Annotated in this window: 15 protein-coding genes; 9 read left to right on the top strand and 6 right to left on the bottom strand. The window is 40.8% G+C overall.

Annotation, left to right across the window (positions count from 1 at the left end):
* Positions 1 to 67: 67 nt before the first annotated feature.
* Positions 68 to 289, bottom strand: a complete 222-nt coding sequence (locus IEX94_RS09790; protein WP_188857020.1) for a DUF896 domain-containing protein — start codon at positions 287 to 289, stop codon at positions 68 to 70.
* 1 nt (position 290) lies between these two features.
* A complete protein-coding gene (locus IEX94_RS09785; protein ID WP_188857019.1) occupies positions 291 to 1,241 on the bottom strand; it encodes a ring-cleaving dioxygenase in 951 nt (316 codons plus the stop codon).
* Between the two features lie 522 nt (positions 1,242 to 1,763).
* Between IEX94_RS09785 and IEX94_RS09780 the strand changes: the two genes are divergently transcribed.
* Together IEX94_RS09780 and IEX94_RS09775 are read left to right on the top strand one after the other, a co-directional pair.
* Positions 1,764 to 2,810, top strand: a complete 1,047-nt coding sequence (locus tag IEX94_RS09780; RefSeq protein ID WP_188857018.1) for an NADH:flavin oxidoreductase/NADH oxidase — start codon at positions 1,764 to 1,766, stop codon at positions 2,808 to 2,810.
* Positions 2,811 to 2,917: 107 nt separating this feature from the next.
* The gene (locus IEX94_RS09775; RefSeq protein WP_188857017.1) at positions 2,918 to 3,466 is read left to right on the top strand and encodes a short-chain dehydrogenase; all 549 of its coding nucleotides are present in this window, start codon (positions 2,918 to 2,920) and stop codon (positions 3,464 to 3,466) included.
* Here the strand turns inward: IEX94_RS09775 and IEX94_RS09770 are convergent.
* Positions 3,463 to 3,945 (bottom strand): GNAT family N-acetyltransferase, encoded by a 483-nt coding sequence (locus tag IEX94_RS09770; RefSeq protein WP_229782658.1) that lies wholly within the window; start codon positions 3,943 to 3,945, stop codon positions 3,463 to 3,465. The two genes, IEX94_RS09775 and IEX94_RS09770, sit on opposite strands and share 4 nt — an antisense overlap.
* A gap of 189 nt (positions 3,946 to 4,134) precedes the next feature.
* Between IEX94_RS09770 and nagB the strand changes: the two genes are divergently transcribed.
* From nagB to ptsP, 6 genes are all read left to right on the top strand, one after another.
* Positions 4,135 to 4,869, top strand: coding sequence for a glucosamine-6-phosphate deaminase (gene nagB / locus IEX94_RS09765; RefSeq protein WP_188857016.1), 735 nt, complete (start codon positions 4,135 to 4,137; stop codon positions 4,867 to 4,869).
* Positions 4,870 to 5,089: 220 nt separating this feature from the next.
* Positions 5,090 to 6,877, top strand: a complete 1,788-nt coding sequence (locus IEX94_RS09760) for a PTS mannitol transporter subunit IIBC (protein WP_188857015.1) — start codon at positions 5,090 to 5,092, stop codon at positions 6,875 to 6,877.
* A gap of 16 nt (positions 6,878 to 6,893) precedes the next feature.
* Positions 6,894 to 8,948 carry a BglG family transcription antiterminator gene (locus IEX94_RS09755; RefSeq protein ID WP_188857014.1) on the top strand — a complete coding sequence of 685 codons (2,055 nt, stop codon included), beginning with the start codon at positions 6,894 to 6,896 and terminating at the stop codon, positions 8,946 to 8,948.
* Between the two features lie 49 nt (positions 8,949 to 8,997).
* Positions 8,998 to 9,435 carry a PTS mannitol transporter subunit IIA gene (locus IEX94_RS09750; RefSeq protein ID WP_188857013.1) on the top strand — a complete coding sequence of 146 codons (438 nt, stop codon included), beginning with the start codon at positions 8,998 to 9,000 and terminating at the stop codon, positions 9,433 to 9,435.
* A complete protein-coding gene (locus IEX94_RS09745) occupies positions 9,436 to 10,587 on the top strand; it encodes a mannitol-1-phosphate 5-dehydrogenase (protein ID WP_188857012.1) in 1,152 nt (383 codons plus the stop codon). It abuts the gene before it with no gap.
* Between the two features lie 39 nt (positions 10,588 to 10,626).
* Positions 10,627 to 12,348, top strand: a complete 1,722-nt coding sequence (gene ptsP / locus IEX94_RS09740) for a phosphoenolpyruvate--protein phosphotransferase (RefSeq protein WP_188857011.1) — start codon at positions 10,627 to 10,629, stop codon at positions 12,346 to 12,348.
* A 522-nt stretch (positions 12,349 to 12,870) separates the two neighbouring features.
* Here ptsP and IEX94_RS09735 read toward each other — a convergent pair.
* From IEX94_RS09735 to IEX94_RS09725, 3 genes are all read right to left on the bottom strand, one after another.
* Positions 12,871 to 13,233: a DUF2200 domain-containing protein gene (locus tag IEX94_RS09735; RefSeq protein ID WP_188857010.1), complete on the bottom strand. Its 363-nt coding sequence runs from the start codon at positions 13,231 to 13,233 to the stop codon at positions 12,871 to 12,873.
* A 128-nt stretch (positions 13,234 to 13,361) separates the two neighbouring features.
* Entirely contained in the window at positions 13,362 to 14,822 is a 1,461-nt protein-coding gene (locus IEX94_RS09730) for a CoA-acylating methylmalonate-semialdehyde dehydrogenase (protein ID WP_188857009.1), read from the bottom strand.
* An 81-nt stretch (positions 14,823 to 14,903) separates the two neighbouring features.
* Positions 14,904 to 16,265: an aspartate aminotransferase family protein gene (locus IEX94_RS09725; RefSeq protein ID WP_188857008.1), complete on the bottom strand. Its 1,362-nt coding sequence runs from the start codon at positions 16,263 to 16,265 to the stop codon at positions 14,904 to 14,906.
* Positions 16,266 to 16,483: 218 nt separating this feature from the next.
* Here IEX94_RS09725 and IEX94_RS09720 point away from each other — a divergent pair, with 218 nt between their 5' ends.
* Positions 16,484 to 18,106, top strand: a complete 1,623-nt coding sequence (locus IEX94_RS09720) for a PucR family transcriptional regulator (RefSeq protein ID WP_188857007.1) — start codon at positions 16,484 to 16,486, stop codon at positions 18,104 to 18,106.
* Positions 18,107 to 18,194 lie beyond the last annotated feature (88 nt).

Genomic DNA, 18,194 nt, shown 5'->3' with positions numbered 1-18,194 from the left:
GAATTAGTTTGAAATAGATGACCTGGAATAATGTGCTAGTTTACATTATTTATTGAAAAAATGTCAGTTACTCCTTTATTTCTTTCAAATGACGAACCTTCTCAGGTGTTATATCCTGCCCAAGCGGGTCCATCATCTTCATCCCAGAGAATGTATCAAGCACTTGCCCGCGGATTGCTCGTAAATAATTTTCCCGAAGCATGTTCTGTTCAGCTTTTTCCTCACGAGTTAGCCCTGCTACACGTTGCTTCTTTGCTAATTCATTAATTCTCGGTAAGATTTCAATCATGTTATTTTTCCTCCTGCTCTTCAATCGGAGCTAACTTCGCTTCAATCTCCTCTCGATGTTCTTCAAGAAACGGTGGTAAATCAAGTTGCTCGCCTAAGCTTTCGACATCACTATCAACCGTAAATCCTGGTTCATCCGTTGCTATTTCAAAAAGAATGCCGTTTGACTCTCGGAAATACAGGCTCTTGAAGTAGAATCGGTCAACAATACCTGACGAATGGAAACCTCTTTGTTTTACCTGTTCACTCCAATACTCTAGTTCTTCGTCATTTCGCACACGGATTGCCAAATGATGAATACTGCCGCGACCTGGTCTTTCAACAGGTCCATCCATATATTTCGCAACAATTTCTCCAAAAGCTTCTCCTTCAACGGATTGAAAAATTGCTTCACTTTCATTCCGGCTTACCTCTGTATAACCGAACATATCTATAAGGGTATTTGCTAGCTTTTCAAGTCGGCGTACAGTTATTTCAATCGGACCCATTCCTTGAATCTGATGCTCTTTCGGAACAGTTGATTTCTCCCATGTTTCCCAGTGGCCGATTCTTTCACTGGAGGCGAGTAACACGAGGCGCAGTCCATCTGGATCTTCAAATTTTAATGCCGGGCGATTCGCATATGTCCCTATTTCATCATGATATACGTCATACTTTTCAAAGCGTTCCTTCCAATAATGAAGGCTTTCCACTGATGGTACTAGTAACCCGATTCTTGTGATCGCGTTTGTTCCACGGTACGTATGTCCTGACATCGGAATCTCAAAAAAGGTCAGTTCCGTACCCGGACTACCTGTCTTATCTCCATAAAATAAATGATACATCGATGGATCATCTTGGTTCACCGTTACTTTCACACGGCGTAAACCTAATATTTGTTTATAAAAATGGTTATTTTGACTGGCGTTCTTTGTAATCATCGAAATATGATGATGGCCTGGTATGGTAAACATGTAAATCTCCTCCGCTTTTAGTTGACTAGTCAACTGATTACTAAAAAAATAATTGAGTTATTCAAGAATGATAATATATCAGCCTTCACGTTTCTGATAAAAACCATAAAAAATAACCCCTCACATGCGTTTGCTCGGCGCTGAGGGATTATTTTTTCCTTGTGCTGCCTAGCCCCTCTTGTTGGGGTTCGGTCTATTGCGACCGTTCATGTAACTAGCATGAACGGTCTGCTTTATTATATGCACATTTCTACCTGTATATGTTTATTATACCACGAATTTAGTGATGATACACACATTTTAATAGAATCTTTATTATATTCATTCCTCTATTTCACAAGTAAATAAATTTAATTCATACATCGAGTGACAGTATATTTTCTGTATATAAAAAACCTTAAACAAACTGCCATACCAGCTCATTATGATCCATAAGAATAATCCTTTCTAAATTCAATTATTTGCACTTGCATATATTAAAAGTTACATTGTATGCATGCGCAAATGAAGGGAGTTTATATAATGAGTCAACTATTCAGTCCTTACACGATCAAGGATTTAACATTAAAAAACCGAATTGTAATGGCGCCGATGTGTCAGTATTCCGTAACAAAAGAAGATGGGATTCCAAATGATTGGCATTTTGTTCACTACGTCTCACGAGCGGTTGGAGGAACTGGTCTTATCATTATGGAGATGACAAGTGTTACTCCTGAGGGACGGATTACTGATAACGACCTTGGATTATGGTCAGATGAACATATTCCACATTACGAACGCCTTGTTCAAGCTATCAAAAAGCATGATGCCAAGGTTGGTATTCAAATTGCTCATGCTGGGAGAAAAGCGGAAGATGCAAAACAACCGGTAGGGCCTTCCGATATTCCAGTAGAAGTATTGCCAGAAGAAACTATGAATGATGGACTAAAAGCCCCACGAGCTTTAACAACCGAAGAAGTAAAAGAAACGGTTCAGCAATTTAAGGAAGCTGCCGTGCGAGCAGTAAAAGCTGGATTTGATACGATTGAGTTACACGGTGCCCATGGCTATCTTATCCATCAATTCATGTCACCGAGCATTAATAATCGTACAGATGAGTATGGAAAAGATTTGGCTCTGTTCGGGGAAGAAATTGTTAAAGCAGTAAAAAGCGTAATACCTGCAGATATGCCACTTCTTATGCGTATGTCTGCTGTAGAATATATCGATGGAGGATATGACTTAGAACATTCGATCGCGATTGCCAAGCGATTTAAAGAAGCAGGTGTTGATGTCTTTCACGTTTCTAGCGGTGGAGAAGGTCCTCCAGGTAAACGTAAACCATTAAACACCCCAGGCTATCAAGTTCCTTTCGCACGTGAATTCAAAAAACAATTGGACGTTCCAGTAATCGCAGTAGGTAATTTGAGCAATCCAGAACTTGCTGAAGCGACCATTACTAATGGAGATGCAGAGCTCGTATCTATAGCAAGAGGTATGCTGAACGATCCTTATTGGGGATTACACGCAGAGAAAAAACTAACTCGGAAAGTAAGTCCACCGTTTCAATATGAGAGAGGAATAAGATAGATATAAAATCTTATCATTACCCGTTCATGTGTCTGAACGGGTGATGATCCCCAATATCGCGATACAACTTGATTTTAAAAAAATTAACTTAGAGGGAGCAGATTGGAATGAAACACGCACTAGTAGTTGGTGGAACAGGCATGTTATCGGACGTATCACTCTGGTTAGTTGATCAAGGTTATCACGTGTCCATCATTGCTCGTAACCCTGAACGGATGGAAGAACTAATGAGCAAGACTGTTTCAAGTGAAAAGATAACACCACTCCTCGTTAATTATACAAATGAAGAAAAGTTACAAGAACAAATAGCGGGTACAATTAAGAAAAATGGCAACATCAATATCGTAGTAGCATGGATTCATTCCATTGCTGAAAATGCCCTGCCAATAATCATAAATGAAGTCTCTAAAAGTCAAAATGAGTGGGAATTATTCCATATACTAGGCAGCAGTACAGATTTAGATAAAATCAAACAAAAGACGATTGTACCTAATAATTGCTTGTACCATCAAGTCCGACTGGGCTTTGTAATCGAGGGCAATCACTCCAGATGGTTAACTCATAAGGAAATTTCTGATGGTGTAATTGAAGCAATTAAAGGAAAAAGGCAAGTGCTCACGGTTGGCCAGCTTGAGCCCTGGGAAGACAGACCTTAACCAATTCGCCGTAAATAGCGCCCTTTCTGCTCCAGCTGCCGAAAGCCACGAGCCATATAAAAAGGGATGCCAAGTTCATTTCCCTCTTGAACAGATACATACTGTTCCCTTGCACCTTTTTCTACATGTTTCTTCGTAAATGCCTCGAGTAGCCTTGCACCAATACCTTGATATCTATAGTTTTCATCTACATAGAAAACATATATCTCACTGACACTTGGATCTGTCATCACCCCTCCGATTGTCCCAACAACTTTTCCATCTACCAATGCGACGTGCGCGTATGCACCTTGAACAATATCTTCAAGAACCCGTTCATGGTTATACCAATGTTCTACATTTTTGGCCTGGTATTCCTCATCATAAACACCTTGAACCGTTTGCCGCCAGCCAATGGAGCAGATTGTACTTATCTCTTCCGTATGTTCTGGAGCTGCTTTAATAATTGAAATATTAATCGTTAACCCCTCCCGCATCATAATCTTACTAACTCATTTCTTTTATCATACATCAACCCCATTGTGAATATCTACACAAATTCTTGAAATTGACACACTTTATCAATTTCAAAAGTGCTAAACTTAATGTATCAATATGGTTGTTCCTGACCATATCAATCTTAACGTCATCTATCTAAGATGCGCGTTTCCTACAAGGAGAGTAAAAAGATGAAAATCATTCAAGTAAAAGATTATGATGCATTGAGCGAAAGAGCTTGTTCTTTCCTCGTTGAAAGAATCAATGAACTCGAAAATCCTGTATTAGGATTAGCTACCGGCTCGACTCCTGAAGGGCTTTACAAACAAATAATTAAGAAATATAACCAAGGCAAGGTTTCATTTCAGCAGGTAAAGACATTTAACCTCGATGAATATGTCGGCATCGAAAGGACTGACCCGAACAGCTATTATTATTTTATGAAAGATAAATTATTCGATCATATTGATATCTCATTAGATAATGTCCAGATTCCCAATGGAATTGCTCCAGATTTACGGCAAGAATGCGAAGAATATGAAGAAGCCATCCAGGCTGCAGGGGAAATCGATATTCAAGTACTAGGAATTGGTGCAAACGGCCATATCGGCTTCAATGAACCTCGTACATCATTTACTAGCAGAACCCAAGTTGCTGATTTGGAAGCATCGACCATTGAGGCAAATTCACGCTTCTTTCACTCTATTGAAGAAGTGCCAACTCAGGCAATCTCTATGGGAATTGAAACGATTATGGAAAGTAAAGAAATACTTCTGCTTATTTCTGGTGAAAATAAAGCAGAGGCCTTGGCAACCTTACTCACTTGTGACGTAACAGAAGAAGTCCCAGCGTCTGTCTTGAAAAAACATTCAAACGTAACGATTATTGCGGACGAAGCAGCTTGTTCAGTGATGAATCAAGTATAAGAAGGAGAATAAGCACCCTGGCTTTGTAAGCCATGGGTGCTTATTTTGTATTCTCAAGTTTATCTTATCACTTAAAATGGGCATAGTAACAGCAGAGACAACCAATTCAAATGATGGCAACAAGTCCCTTGCCAAAGTTATGTTTAGATTCCATTGAGTAGTGTGAGCGTATTACTCTAGAATAAAAGTATAGGATATTACTTTAAAGGGAGTGTGTAAAATGGCTGAACAGAAGGGCATTCGAGCAAAAGCGCAACAGTTCGGTAGTTATTTAAGCGGAATGATCATGCCGAACATCGGTGCATTTATTGCTTGGGGGATTATAACGGCTTTATTTATTGAAGATGGTTGGTTGCCAAATGCACAATTGGCAACAATGGTTGACCCGATGCTGCACTACTTATTGCCATTATTGATAGGGTTTACAGGCGGTCGGATGGTCTATGACATACGTGGTGGAATTGTTGGTGCTACGGCTACGATGGGAGTTATCGTCGGAGCGGATATTCCAATGTTCCTCGGTGCTATGGTTATGGGACCACTTGCCGGCTATTTAATGAAGAAAATAGATGATCTCTTCCAGGCGAAGATTCGTCAAGGGTTTGAGATGCTTTACAATAACTTCTCTGCAGGGATTTTGGCAGCATTACTTGCGATTGTTGCTGTCTATGCAATTGGACCAGTAGTTGAAGGATTGAACACAATGCTTGCAGCAGGGGTCGGAGTGATTATTAATGCGGGGTTATTACCACTTGCCAACATCATTATTGAACCTGCGAAAATTTTATTCTTAAATAATGCAATTAACCACGGGATATTAAGTCCGATTGGTGCAGATCAAGCGAGTGAAGTTGGAAAATCAATTCTATTCTTACTGGAAGCAAACCCTGGTCCGGGTATCGGGATATTACTCGCATTCATGATATTTGGTAAAGGCGCTTCCAAGAGTTCTGCACCGGGGGCAGCAATCATTCAGTTCTTCGGTGGGATACATGAAATTTATTTCCCTTACGTATTGATGAAACCAATTCTAATTCTTGCAGTAATCGCTGGTGGTGTGAGCGGTGTGTTCATGTTCCAGCTGTTTGGCGCAGGATTAGTTGCACCTTCATCACCTGGTAGTATTTTCGCTGTCCTTGCAATGACGGCACAAGACAGTTATCTTGGTGTAATCCTAGGTGTTCTAGTGGCAGCTGCTGTTACCTTTGTTATTTCTGCTATCATTTTAAAATCAAGCAAAACCGAAACGGATAGTTTGGCAGATGCAACAGGTAAAATGGAAGAAATGAAAGGGAAGAAAAGCTCTGTTACAGGTGCTTTGAACCAAGATGAAGAAGAAAATGAAGACATTATAAAAACAGTCACCATCCAAAAGAAAAAACCAGAACAAATCGATAAAATTATTTTCGCCTGTGATGCTGGTATGGGCTCAAGCGCAATGGGTGCATCCCTTCTGAAAAATAAATTCAAGAAATTGGATATCGACATTTCCGTAACGAATAAAGCAATCAATGATATTCCAAATGACGCGGATATAGTTATCACCCATAAAGACTTGACTGATCGTGCAAAGGCAAAAGTTCCAACAGCTGAGCATATTTCTGTCGATAACTTCCTGAACAGTCCGAAATACGATGAACTCATAGATCGATTGCTTACAGGAGAAGTAACAGATGACTCAGATCAAGGGACAGAAGAAACAGCACCTGAACCAGAACATGAGAAAGAAGAAGTAAATAAAATTATCTTCGCTTGTGATGCTGGTATGGGTTCAAGTGCGATGGGTGCCTCGTTACTTAAAAATAAATTCAAGAAGGCAGATATCGATATTTTCGTAACGAATAAAGCGATTAATGACATCCCGGATGATGCAGATATTGTCATCACCCATAAGGATTTGACGAATCGTGCGAAGAATAAGCTTCCAACGGCGGAACATATTTCCGTTGATAATTTCTTGAGCAGCCCGAAATATGACGAGCTGGTAGAGCGCCTGAAAGATAATTAATGGGGGAGAATTCGCCTTGAGTATTACAGCGCGGGAAGGAAAAATCATTCTTTTCTTACTTCAAAAGCAAGTACAAGTGACAGTAGGAGATCTTGCTGAAGCCCTTGACGTCAGCCCACGGACGATTCACCGGGATTTAAAAGGTGTTGAAAAAATCCTTTTAAACCACCGGATGGAGCTTGATAAAAAGGCTGGTGTCGGGCTTCAAATCGTTGGTGAACAAGCAGATCAACAATTATTAGAACGGCTGCTTACAAGTATTAGTCCGAATGACTATACCCAAGAAGAAAGACAAGCAATGATTCTATCCATGTTGCTTGAAGCGAATGAGCCGGTGAAATTATTCACCCTTGCTCACGAATTGGATGTAACCGTTGCGACAATCAGTAACGACTTGGATCAATTGGAAGCGGAATTAGAGAACTTTCACTTAACACTTACCCGTCGCAGAGGATATGGCGTGCAAATTGAAGGAGATGAAGCGAATAAGCGGTCCGCAATTACGCATTTAATTGCCAAATATGTGGACCCTTTCTCCTTCATTTCCCTACTAAAGGAAAACATCCAAAACAAACAGACGCCAACCATTTCCAACCGCTTATTGGGACTCGTCGATCCAGATAAATTACGAGTAATTGAAAAAACGGTGGAACAAGCAAGTACAAAGCTCCCCTATGAATTAGCCGATAGTGCACGCGTCGGTTTAGTTGTCCACCTTGCACTCGCAATCGAACGACTGCAAAAAGGGGATACGATTCAATTTGACCAGGCATATTTCGAACAGTTACAGGGTACAAAAGAATATAAGATAGCGGAAAAAATCATCAGCGAATTGGGAACAAGCTTGGAGATCAGCATCCCCAACGATGAGATCGGTTATATTACCATGCATTTAATGGGAGCGAAACTTCGCTCAGACCAACATGTTTTATTAGAAGTAGAGAACACAGGATTTGCCTATCAGGTTAAGCAGTTAATTGCTTATGTAAGTAAACAGATTCATGTGGATATGATGGGAAACAATCAATTACTAAATGATTTAGTTACCCATTTGAAACCGGCCATTTACCGGATTAATAAGCGGATGAAGATTACGAATCCAATGATCGAGCAGATTAAACATGACTATGATGATTTGTTTCATTTAATTGGAGAAGCGACGAGCGTCATTTTTCCCGATTTAGATTTCCCGGATGATGAAATTGGATTTATCGTCCTCCATTTTGCAGCTGCATTACTGAAAGGTGAAAGACAAAAGGCTCTTGTTATTTGCTCCAGTGGGATTGGCACGGCGAAAATCTTAGCAACTCAATTAATGAAACAAGTGCCGGAAATTAAGCAAATAGAAAACAAATCGATGTTCGATGTAGACGAGGAAGACTTGGATCAATACGATTTAATCATTTCAACGCTTCCCTTAAAAGAGCTGGAGGAAACCGATTATATTCTCGTTTCTCCAATGTTAAATCAATCAGAAGTCCAGCAGATTAAGAAAGCAATTCGCCAGCAGAGACTCGTTGTAAATAATGAAAAGCAAAAAAGTAATCCGAATTCGCTTTTGCAGTTAGAGGCCATCAAGCTTTATACCGAAACAATTCTTGACCTGCTCCATTCCTTCTATGTCGATGAACGGAATCACTCAGAATCAACGTTGCGAGCGATTTGTATCGATTTGGAAAAGCGGAAAAGAATAAAGAACAGCGAAACGGTTTTTACTAAACTAATGGAAAGGGAGCAAGTTGGCGGGCTCGGGATACCAGATACGAACTTGGCACTTTTCCATACACGTTCTAGAGACGTGCCTTCCATCCATTTTTCAATTTATGTGTTAGAAAATCCGCGACCAATGAGGGGAATGGACGGAAAAGAGATGGAAGTGAAACATATCCTAGTCATGCTTGCCCCCAAAGATATTCAGCAAGAAAGTTTAGAAACACTAAGTTATTTAAGCAGCTTGCTCATCCAGGAAGACGAAGCAGTTCGTTTATTTGAATCTGCTGATGAAACGGCAATCAAATTCTACTTAGCCGAGCGTTTTCAAACGTTTTTAAAGGATAAAAGGTTACTATAGTTTTTAATGAGCTTTTTGAACAATCTCTATGTAAGGAGTGGTGTTTACCATGGCAAAAGAAGTATTAGCAAAAGAAAATATTAAGTTGAATGTTTCATTAAAAAATCAGGAAGAAGCGATTCGCTACGCAGGTCAAATTTTAGTAAATAATGGCTATGTCGAACCTTCCTATATTGATAAAATGTTTGAACGGGAAGAATTAACATCGACCTTTATGGGGAACTTCGTCGCTATTCCACATGGTACAGAAGATGCGAAGTCATTAGTGAATGAATCGGGCTTATCTGTCGTTACCGTCCCGGAAGGTGTAGAGTATGGAGATGGCAACACGGTGAAAATCTTAATCGGTATTGCTGGTAAAGGAGACGAGCACTTAGATATTCTCTCCAATATCGCAATCGTGCTTTCCGATGAAGACAATATCCAATCGATTCTTGACGCAGCGTCAGAAGAAGAAATCATTCGTATCTTTGAGGAGGTGAACTAAATGGAAGCAGTACATTTTGGTGCAGGCAATATTGGACGTGGTTTTATTGGTTTATTACTCCATCAAGCGGGATATCATACAACATTTGTTGATGTGAATGAAGCAGTGATTAAAGAAATCAATGAGAAAAAACAATACACCGTCGTACTAGCAACAGAGGAAAGCGAATCCTTAACCGTTAAAAATATTTCCGGAATTAACAGTATCCAAGACCCGGGTAAAGTCATCCAGGCGATTGTCCATGCGGATATGATTACAACTGCTGTCGGGCCAAATGTATTGCCAATCATTGCTGGGCTCATCGCTAAGGGTTTGAAAGAACGAGCTAAAACAACTAATCAACCGCTGAATATTATCGCCTGTGAAAACATGGTCGGTGGCACTTCCTTTTTAAAGGAGAAAGTTTACGAACACCTGACACAAGAAGAAAAGACAACAATTGATAACTTGTTCGGCTTCCCAGATGCAGCGGTGGACCGAATTGTACCGAACCAGAAACATGACAATTTACTCCAAGTTTCTGTAGAACCTTACTATGAATGGGTTGTTGAAGAACCTGCAATCAAAGGTACCAAGCCAGATGTTAATGGGATCACTTTCGTGGATGATCTCACCCCTTATATCGAACGTAAGCTATTCACGGTAAATTCTGGTCACGCAGCCGTCGCTTATGTCGGTCATCAAATGGGATATCAAACCATTACAGAAGCAATTAATGACGAAAAGGTACAAGAAATCATTAAAGGCGCATTGCATGAGTCAGGCGAAGCATTAATTCGAACATACGACTTTAACCGGGAAGAACATCAAGCTTATACTGAAAAAATTATCGGCCGCTTTATGAATCCATATATTTCAGATGAAATCACAAGAGTAGCAAGAGGTCCAATCCGTAAGCTAGGCGCGAGAGAACGACTTATTCGCCCGGCATCCATGTATATGGACGTAACTGGGAAAGAACCAACCTATCTCGCAAAAACAATCGCAGCAGCTCTCAAATTTACCAATGAACAAGATAATGAAGCAGTAAAGTTACAAAAGATGATTGCAGATCAGGGTGTCCAAGAAGCACTAAAAGAAGTTTCCGGATTGGAAGCGGGACATCCCTTGCTTAAAGTTATTTTAAACGCGTATAATGAAAGAGGAGACTAAATATAAGAAATTACGATAATTTATTCAGGGGTTGGTAAAATGAACATACAATTAAATGGAATTGCAGCATCACCTGGTATAGCGATTGCTAAAGCATATCAACTCGTAACACCAGACTTATCCTTTGAAAAAGTAACGACCGAAAATACGGAGGAAGAGATAAGTCGGCTAGAACAAGCATTGGAAGTTTCTAGAACAGAACTCGAGAAAATCAAAGAGCATACGGAAAATAAGCTTGGCGAGGATCATGCTGCGATTTTCTCTGCTCATCTCTTAATTTTAAATGACCCGGAATTAATTAATCCAATGAAAGAAAAAATCGAAACGGATAAGGTTATTGCAGCAACTGCTGTAGAAGAAGTATCCACGATGTTCATCGATATGTTCGAAAACATGGACAACGAATATATGCGGGAACGTGCCGCAGATATTAAGGATGTTACGAAACGGGTCATGGCACATATACTTGGTGTCACCTTCCCGAACCCTGCATTGATTGACGAAGAGGTCGTCATTATCGCCGAGGACTTAACACCGTCCGACACTGCGCAATTGAATCGCGAGTTTGTTCAAGGATTCGCAACAGACATAGGTGGCCGGACTTCACATTCTGCCATTATGGCGAGATCACTCGAAATACCTGCCGTTGTCGGAACGAAAAATATCACCGAATCCGTTTCACAAAATGATCTCATCATTATTGATGGACTAGAAGGTAACGTCATCGTCCATCCAACCGATGAGGAACTGGCAACATATAGAGAAAAACAAGAGGCTTACGCGAAACAACGTGAAGAGTGGGCTAAATTAAAAGACGAGCCTACTATTACAAAAGACGGTGCTCAAGTCGAACTTGCAGCGAATATTGGCACTCCAGATGACGTAGCAGGTGCACTTCATAACGGAGCAGAAGGTGTCGGCCTTTACCGGACTGAATTCCTATACATGGGTAAAAGTGAACTGCCATCTGAAGAAGAACAATTCGAAGCATATAAATCCGTGCTTGAACAGATGGGTGACAAACCAGTTGTCGTCCGTACGCTAGATATCGGGGGCGATAAAGAGCTGGACTACATGGATTTGCCGAAAGAATTAAACCCATTCCTAGGCTTCCGTGCGATTCGTTTCTGCCTGGAAAATGAAGATGTTTTCCGCCCGCAGTTACGTGCCCTCCTCCGGGCAAGTGCCTTTGGGAACTTAAAAATCATGTTCCCGATGATTGCAACACTGGAAGAATTCCGTCGGGCAAAAGGAATCCTACTCGATGAAAAGGAAAATTTAGCAGCTGAAGGTATTAAAGTTGCCGAGAATATCGAAGTCGGAATTATGGTCGAAATTCCATCTACGGCTGTAACTGCTGCACAATTTGCCAAAGAAGTCGACTTCTTCAGTATTGGAACGAATGACCTTATCCAATATACAATGGCTGCTGACCGGATGAATGAACAGGTTTCTTATCTCTATCAACCGTACCATCCGGCAATCTTGAACTTAGTCAATAATGTGATTGAAGCAGCTCACAAAGAAGGGAAATGGGCCGGCATGTGCGGTGAAATGGCTGGAGACCCGATTGCTATTCCGATTCTGTTAGGACTTGGACTAGATGAATTCAGCATGAGTGCAACATCCATCCTCCCTGCCCGGACACAATTAAGCAAGCTCTCAAAAGAACAGATTGCTTCCCATAAGGAAGAATTGTTGGCGATGAGTACGACGGATGAGGTTGTTGAGTTTATTGATCAATTGGTGAACAAGGCTTAAAACACTTACATGAAATATGGGTACTGCATCTTCGGATATGCAGTACCTTTTTTAATTCATACAACTTTCGCAGTCTGAAACAGTAAGCCACCCTCCGGTATAATTAGTGAAACCAATAATTCATTAATTATAGGTATGGATACGATCTCAAGACTTTGTTCGAGGTGATGGAGGAGTTCTAATCGAACGAAGGGAGTTGATTTCTATTTGTTCGCGGGATTAGAGGCCTAATCAAACGAAGGAAGCTGATTCCAGATTGTTCGTGGGATTAGAGGCTGTCTAATCAAACGAATGAAGCTGATTCCAGATTGTTCGTGGGATTAGAGGCTGTCTAATCAAACGAATGAAGCTGATTCCAGATCGTTGGTGGGATTAAAGGCTGTCTAATCAAACGAACGAAGAGGATCTCAGTTCGTTCGTGGGATTAAAGGTACGCTAATTGGAAATACTGGATAAGGTTACGAAATAATAAACCCATACTTCCTTTTTTATAAAGGGAGTATGGGTTTTATTTAAAATCAGTTAGAGCGGGGCTGGTGTCAGTAAAATCTTCTCCATCTTTTTCCCTTTCGCCAATTCATCAATCAGTTTATCCATATAGCGAATTTCCTGCATCAATGGTTCCTCAATTTCTTCTACTCGAACGCCGCAGATGACACCTTTAATCAAAGAACGCGAAGGATTCAATTTCGGAGCTTCCGCAAAGAATGTTTCAAAGTCCGTTTGTTTTTCGAGATGTGCTTCTAGTTCGTCTTGGCTATAGCCTGTCAGCCAGCGAATGATTTCATCGACCTCTTCCTTTGTGCGATCTTTTTTCTCTGCTTTCGTTATATAGTGGGGATATACACTTGAAAAGCTCATCGTATATATACGGTGTTTAGCCATTTACATTCTCCTTTCAACTATTCGTAGCCTATCCCTTTATTTTATCATCATTCGGCTTAAATAACGCTCGAAACAGGAAAAAAGCGCAAGAAATAATCCTGCGCTTTTCATTCAAACAATGATTCATTTTACACCCATCTCGTCGTAATAACCTTCTTACGCGTATAGAAGTTGAGTCCATCTTTTCCATTCGCATGCAAGTCACCGTAGAAGGAATCCTTCCAGCCGGAGAACGGGAAGAATGCCATTGGGGCTGGAACTCCGATATTCACTCCTAACATACCTGCATCAATTGTTTCTCTAAACTGGCGCACGCTTCCACCATCTTTCGTGAAGATACATGCACCGTTTGCAAAGCGGGACTTGTTGGAAAGCTCCACTGCTTCATCTAAATCTTTCACGCGAGAGATTGAAAGGACGGGTGCGAAAATTTCATCTTGCCAGATTTTCATGTTCGGCGTGACATTGTCAAAAATCGTTGGGCCGACAAAGTAGCCTGCTTCTTTCACCGCTTCGTCTTTACGTCCATCACGGACAAGTTTTGCTCCTTCTTTCTCACCTTTTTCAATATAACTTAACGTACGTTCTTTATGCTGTTCACGGATAACCGGTCCGAGGAAAATTCCTTCGTCTAAACCGTTGCCGATTTGAACGTCATCCGCTTTTTGCTTTAATAAAGCGATAAACTCATCTGCCACTGATTCCTCTACCGCGACGACAGATGCTGCCATGCAGCGCTCTCCAGCTGAACCAAATGCTGCATTTAGAATTTGTGTCGCTGCGTTCTCCAAGTTCGCATCACCTAATACAATCGAGTGGTTTTTCGCACCAGCCAACGCTTGAACACGCTTCAGCTTATCCGTTCCCCGCTTATAAACATACTCTGCTACCGGCTGGGAACCGACGAACGAAATTGCTGCTACTTTTTCATGGTCAATTAAACCATTTACAACATCATGGGCACCGTGGACAATATTGAATACCCCTGCCGGCAAACCTGCTTCTTCTAAAAGCTCTGCTAAACGGTTCGCAAGTAGTGGTGTCCGTTCAGACGGCTTCAATACGAATGTATTTCCAGTAGCGATTGCCATTGGGAACATCCAGGCAGGAACCATCATCGGGAAGTTGAATGGTGTGATTCCGCCGATTACGCCGATTGGGTAACGATACACCCCTGATTCAAGCCCTGTTGCAATCGATGGAAGCGAGTCACCCATCATAAGTGAAGGTGCACCTGCTGCAAACTCGATATTTTCAATGCCGCGTTGAACTTCACCTTGAGCTTCCGCGAAGTTTTTCCCATTTTCAATCGTGATGAGGCGGGCAAGCTCATCCCAATTATCTACTAATAACTGCTGATATTTAAATAGAATCCGTGCACGGCGTGGTACCGCTAACTCCTTCCACTCCTGGAATGCTTCGTTTGCCGTTTCTACTGCATGTTCCACATCTTCAATGGATGAAATCGGCACATGCGCGATAACTTCTCCAGTCGCCGGGTTGTAAACCGGCTCCGACTTATCTGTATTTGCTTCCACCCATTTACCACCAATATAGTTTTTTAATACTTCTACTGCTGTTTGTGCCACGTGAAATTCCTCCTTCTATGTGTTTACGATAATACTTTTTCAATTGCTTCCAATACTTCCCTTCTGAGACTCTTCCTTGCGCTATTTATTTTCGGCAAATACTTCATTCAGAACTTGCAGGATGAAATCAATGTCTTCATCTGTTGAAGATAACGGTGGACTAAGTGTTAAAATGTTGTTCTGCCCTGCAACCGTATCTCCGTTCCGACCAATGATTAATCCTTTCGCTTTACAGCTCGCGATAAGCTTGGCAACCCGGTCATTGGGAGCTGGTTCCTTCGTTTCTTTATCTTCTACAATTTCAATTCCAGCTAGTAAGCCGAGTCCACGAACATTGCCAACGTTGGGGTGATTCTCCAGCTCTTTTAATCCTTGCAATAGCTTCGCACCCAGTTGTTCGGAGCGTTCAAACAGACTTTCCCGTTCCATAATCTCAATATTTTTAAGAGCAACGGCACAAGCTGCTGGATTACCGCCGAACGTGTTCACGTGACGGAAATGTTGATTATCTTCCGTTCCTTTAAATGCTTCGTAAATATCTTTACGAACAGCCGTAATTGATAACGGTAAATACGCACTCGTTAAACCTTTTGCCATTGTAATGATATCTGGCTTAATGTTGAACTGCTGGTGACCGAATGCTTTACCAGTTCGACCGAAACCACAAATGACCTCATCAATTATGAGTAAGACGCCGTGACGCTCACAAATACGCTCCACTTCCTGGGCATACACTTCATGAGGCATAATGACTCCGCCTCCAGTTATAAGCGGTTCCATAATTACTGCTGCGATGGATTCCTTTTGCTCATAATTGATCGTCTCTTCAATTTCTCTTGCCTTTTGTAAGTTGTATTCTTCTACCGTTACGTTATCCGGTTTACGGTAGTTATCCGGTGGAGAAACATGTAAGAAACCAGATGAAAGTGGCTCATATTTATATTTTCTTAAAGCTTGCCCTGTTGCTGAAAGAGCCCCCATCGAACTGCCATGATATGCACGATAACGGGAAATCACTTTGTAACGGTTCGGGTCTCCGTTTTGCTGGTGATATTGGCGAGCGATTTTAAACGCAACCTCATTCGCGTCCGATCCACTGTTGGAATAGAACATCACATAGTCATCATTCAGCATGCTATTGACCTTTGCTGCCAGTTCAATCGCTGGCTCGTGACTATTCGTCATTGGCGTGTAGGCGATTTTCTTTATTTGTTCTGCAGCAGCCTCAGCTAATTCCTCCCGTCCGTAACCGACATTCACACACCATAGTCCAGACATACCGTCTAAATAACGATTGCCATTCTGATCGGTAATCCAGGAACCTTCGCCTTTCTCAACAATCATTGTTGCTCCTTCTTCTCGATAAGGAGAAATATGGTGCCAAACATACTGACGATCCATTTCTTCCAGTGATAACTTTTCTGTTTGTTGCAGCGCTTTCATTTCAATGTCTCCCTTCCATAATAAAAATATTTTTTGACGAAATGTACAGTCTGTATATTCTGTTGTATTTAACATGTGATTGTAACGTTATTCAACTACTTGGGTTGACATACCTCGGGTCCCATTCCATAATTAAGTTTACATTGTTCCGAAAATAATATCATCTTATATAAAGTAAAATTATTAGGAAATTTATTTTACAATTTGGAGGGGAACTGATGGGGAATTTTAAGGTAACGGTAAGAGATATCTTAAAGCGAAAGTTATTTAAAGGAGCCACCTTAATTACTGGTGAAAAGGGAGTCGACCGAGAGATTAAATGGACACACATTCTGGAAATGGAAGCGTTTGATTCATTTATCAATGGCGGGGAGCTTATTTTAACAACTGGCTCTAATATGCCACTTGATTCTAAAGATGGGATCTCTAAGTTAAAGAAATTGATTGAACTGGAAGTTGCGGGGCTCTGTATGGAACTCGGGACTCATGTTCAGGAAATTGAACCTGCGATTATTGAATTCGCTAATCATCATGATTTTCCAATTATTATATTCCCAGATGTCGTGAAATTTGTAGATATTACCCAGGATTTACATACGATCATTATTAATAGTCACCATGAACAACTAAAGCATCTCCATGACCTTTCCAATGCGTTTAACGAATTGTCTTTAGAACCGAACGGAATTTTGAAAATACTAAAGAAACTATATGAATCTTTCCGTTTGAATGTTTTACTTATTTCTGATGATAAACAGTTATTCTACTATCCACTTAGAAACAAAGACCAAGCGGAATCTATCCTTTCTCTAATTAACGAAAAAAGAGAAGTCGAGCCCTATCATGAAGTCCTTCTCCATGGTGACTACTACACTGCTTTCCCAATTAAAGGGCTCGGCTCTTCTTGGGGGGATCTCTATATTCAACAACGAAGCGGGGAGTTGGATGAGTTCGCTTTCTCCATTATTGACCGTGCCACTTTAGCCATTGCCCAGATAATGCTAAGGAATAAAACAATCGAGGAAAGAAAACAGAATCAAGAAGAGAATCTGGTGCAACAGTTATTGCACGGAGAGGAATATGAATCGAGTGCTGCATTAAAGTTTTTACCTGCTCCGGCTGAGAACCTTTATTACCGCTTAATCATGATTGAAAATAGCTCTTATCATAAGGAGATAAGAGATGAGGATTGGGAAGAGATAAAGCTCCAGCAATCGATTATTCTCCGCTCCATTTTTAAAAGATATAATTTCTTCCCTGCGATCTCCATTACGAAGAATAATATTGCTGTAATTGCTTCGTATTATAAGAGCAGTTATGCAACTAGCGACACTAACACGTTCACATTGATTACGGAAGCGATTAAAAACAGTCATAAAGATAATATTTTCCGAGGGAAAGACTGTTATATTGGCGTTAGCAGTCTGCAAAAGGATTATTCAAAATTAAGTAAGTGTTATGATGAAGCAAGTGCGGTACTAGCAATTCAAAAAATGGATATTCTAGATATCTTGTTTTTTGAGGATATTGGGATTTACCGGTTGCTGATCAACCTCCCTAAGCAAGAATTGGAGGCATATGTCTCGGATTACTTAGGGCCGCTGCTAGATCATCAACAACAAACGAAGAATGATTTACTGCAGACACTTGCTGTGTACTTGGAAACGATGGGATCTAAAAAGGAAACATCGGAACGGCTATCCATTGTGAGGCAAACATTATACCATCGCTTGGAAAAGATTGAGGAACTGATGGGAGAAGATTTTATGAATCCGACGAATCGGCAGGCGATTGAGCTTGCGATTGGGGCTTATGCGTTGTTAGATAGGAGAATAGAATAAAAGTAGGATGGGACCTACTCTTACCGGTCACTTCCAAGCGTTCGTTTAAATCTTTAAATCTAAATAATATGCGTCATAAGTACTAATA

Source organism: Oceanobacillus indicireducens, from assembly GCF_014647195.1.
Taxonomy (GTDB): Bacteria; Bacillota; Bacilli; order Bacillales; family Amphibacillaceae; genus Oceanobacillus; species Oceanobacillus indicireducens.
This window is presented reverse-complemented; position numbering and strand designations above follow the sequence as displayed.